The organism is Stenotrophomonas sp. TWI602 (genome assembly GCF_039674045.1).
Taxonomy (GTDB): domain Bacteria; phylum Pseudomonadota; class Gammaproteobacteria; order Xanthomonadales; family Xanthomonadaceae; genus Stenotrophomonas.
In genome coordinates this window covers 1-2,777 of record NZ_JBDJMT010000048.1, presented here as the reverse complement: position 1 = coordinate 2,777, position 2,777 = coordinate 1, and the positions used below count along the sequence as shown (strand labels likewise).

Annotated in this window: 1 protein-coding gene and 1 tRNA gene; one reads left to right on the top strand and one right to left on the bottom strand. The window is 66.1% G+C overall.

Features of this window, described 5'->3' with window-relative positions:
* Window positions 1-78 precede the first annotated feature (78 nt).
* Window positions 79-2,424, bottom strand: coding sequence for a ribonuclease R (gene rnr, locus ABE483_RS18900; RefSeq protein ID WP_346482187.1), 2,346 nt, complete (start codon window positions 2,422-2,424; stop codon window positions 79-81).
* A 250-nt stretch (window positions 2,425-2,674) separates the two neighbouring features.
* Here rnr and ABE483_RS18895 point away from each other — a divergent pair.
* Window positions 2,675-2,761 (top strand) — tRNA-Leu (locus tag ABE483_RS18895).
* Window positions 2,762-2,777 lie beyond the last annotated feature (16 nt).

The following is a 2,777-nucleotide window of genomic DNA, read 5'->3' as shown; positions in this document are numbered from 1 at the left end:
CCCGGGGGGGGGGTTTCTCTTTTCCCCCACCCCGGGGCGCCCCCTGCGGCGACCCGGCGGGGGGCGGGTACGCGACGATCAGTACTTCTGTTTCTGGCGCTTGGCCGGCTGGCCGCGCGGCGGCAGCTCGGGCAGCGAATCGTCCTTTTCTTCCACCAGGCGGAAGTCGATCTTGCGCTCTTCCATGCTGGCCTTGAGCACCAGGATCCGCACGCGGTCACCGAGGCGGTAGATCTTGCCGCGGCGTTCGCCGTTGAGCGTTTTGCGCACCGCGTCGAACTGGTAATAGTCGTGCGGCAGCTGGGTCACGTGGACCAGGCCGTTGACCTTGGATTCGTCCAGTTCCACGAACAGGCCGAAGCTCGTCACGCCACTGATCACGCCCTCGAACTGGCCGCCAACGTGCTTTTCCATCCACGCGGCGCGGTAACGCTCGTCGACTTCACGCTCGGCTTCATCGGCGCGGCGCGCCCGCTCGGAGCACTGCAGGGCCAGCGCGGCCATCTCACGCGGCGAATAGGTGAACTTCTCCGGCGCGGCTCCGCTGAGCGCGTGCTTGATCGCACGGTGCACCAGCAGATCGGGGTAACGACGGATCGGCGAGGTGAAGTGGGCGTACGCATCCAGCGCCAGGCCGAAGTGGCCCAGGTTGTCCGGCGAGTACACCGCCAGGCTCTGGCTGCGCAGCAGCACCGATTCCAGCAGCGCTGCGTCCGGGCGATCGCGCACTTTCTTCAGCAGCTTGGTGAAATCGGCCGGCTGCACCTTCGACCACGGCGGCAGGCTCAGCTTGAATTCCTTCAGGAACTCGAGCAGATCGGCGTACTTGGATTCCGGCGGACGCTCATGGTCACGGAACGGCGCCGGCACCTGCTTGGCCAGCAGGTAGCGCGCCGCCTGCACATTGGCCGCGATCATGCATTCTTCGATCAGCTTGTGCGCATCGTTGCGCACCATCATCCCGGCCTGGGTGACTTCGCCGGTGTTGTCCAGCACGAAGCGCACTTCGGAGGTTTCAAATTCGATCGCACCGCGGCGGGTACGCGCCTTGGCCAGCACGTGATACAGCTGGTACAGGCGATCCACCTGCGGCATCAGCGGACCGATCGCCTTGCGCGCGGCCGGGTCGTTCTCGCCCACCGCTTCCCAGACCTGGTTGTAGGTCAGGCGCGCATGCGAATTCATCACCGCTTCGTAGAAGCGCGAATGGATGACCTCGCCTTCGCGGTTCACCTGCATGTCGCAGACGAAGCACATGCGGTCAACCTTGGGCATCAGCGAGCAGATGCCGTTGGACAGCGTTTCCGGCAGCATCGGCACCACGAACCCGGGGAAGTAGACCGAGGTCGCGCGCTTCTGCGCTTCATTGTCCAGCGGCGTACCGGGACGCACGTAATTGGAGACGTCGGCGATCGCCACGACCAGGCGGAAGCCTTCGGCATTGGGTTCGCAGTAGACCGCGTCGTCGAAGTCCTTGGCGTCCTCGCCATCGATGGTGACCAGCGGCGTGTTGCGCAGGTCCTCGCGGTGGCCGATCTGTTCCGGGGTGACCACCATCGGCACCGCGGTGGCTTCAGCCAGCACTTCGGCCGGGAACTCGAACGGCAGCTCATGGCCGTGGATGGCGGTTTCCACCACCAGCGAGGCCGTCAGCTTGTCGCCGAGCACGGCGATGATGCGGCCGATCGGCGGGCGGCGGGTGTCCGGCGCCTGGGTCAGCTCGCAGACCACCAGCTGGCCATCGCGGGCATCGCCGGTCTGGTCGGGCGGGATCTGTACGTTGCGCTGCACGCGCTTGTCGTCGGGCACCACGTAGTTGATGCCGAACTCGACGCTGAAGCGACCGATCAGGCGGCTCATGCCACGCTCAAGCACGCGCGAGATGCTCGCCTCGCGACGGCCACGACGATCGATGCCGGTCACGTTGACCAGCACGCGGTCACCATGCAGCACCTTGCGCATTTCGAACGGCGGCAGGAACAGATCGTCGCCACCTTCGACCGGGCGCAGGAAGCCGAACCCTTCCGGGTTGGCGATCACCACGCCGGTGATCAGGTTGACGGCCTGCAGCGGCGCGAAACCGCCACGGCGGTTCTGCACCAGCTGGCCGTCACGGCACATCGCGCCCAGGCGCTTGCCCAGCGCATCGGCACGGTCCGGCTCGGTCAGGCCGAGATGGATGGCGATCTCTTCGGCGGTCTGCGGGCCATCGCAGCGGTCGAGCAGCTGCAGGATCGCCTCGCGGCTGGCGATCGGCTGCGCATAGCGCTCGGCCTCGCGGGCGGCGAAGGGGTCCACCTGGACCTCACCGTCGAGCGGGGTCGGATGCGGACGGCGGCGGGTCGGGATCGGCCCGGCATGCGCAGGCCTGGGCCCGCGCTTGTTGCCACGCGGCGGCTCAGCGGTGTTCAGGGATTCGGGCATCCAGGGTGGCAGCTTGCCGGCTTTCTTGGCGGCAGCGCGGGGCTTGCCCGACGGACCGGCTGCCTTCTTGGGCGCCGGGGACTTGGGGGCTTTCGCGCCCTGGGTCGGTTTCTTTGGTTTCATTGACCTCAATAGTAACCGCTGCGCGTGTGCAGAACCGGTCAGCGGCGCTCCTGTGCAGGATTGTGAAGAAATTTCACAAAACCGTTGACAAGCCTCACGGACATGCCCAGAATTCGCCCCCTGAGTCGCCCAGGTGGCGGAATTGGTAGACGCACTAGCTTCAGGTGCTAGCGGGGGCAACTTCGTGGAGGTTCGAGTCCTCTCCTGGGCACCATGACTCAGAAAATGAT

What these genes read in the sequence shown, in the direction of transcription:
- rnr (WP_346482187.1), bottom strand. Translation starts at nt 2,424, where the DNA reads ATGCCCGAATCCCTGAACACCGCTGAGCCGCCGCGTGGCAACAAGCGC.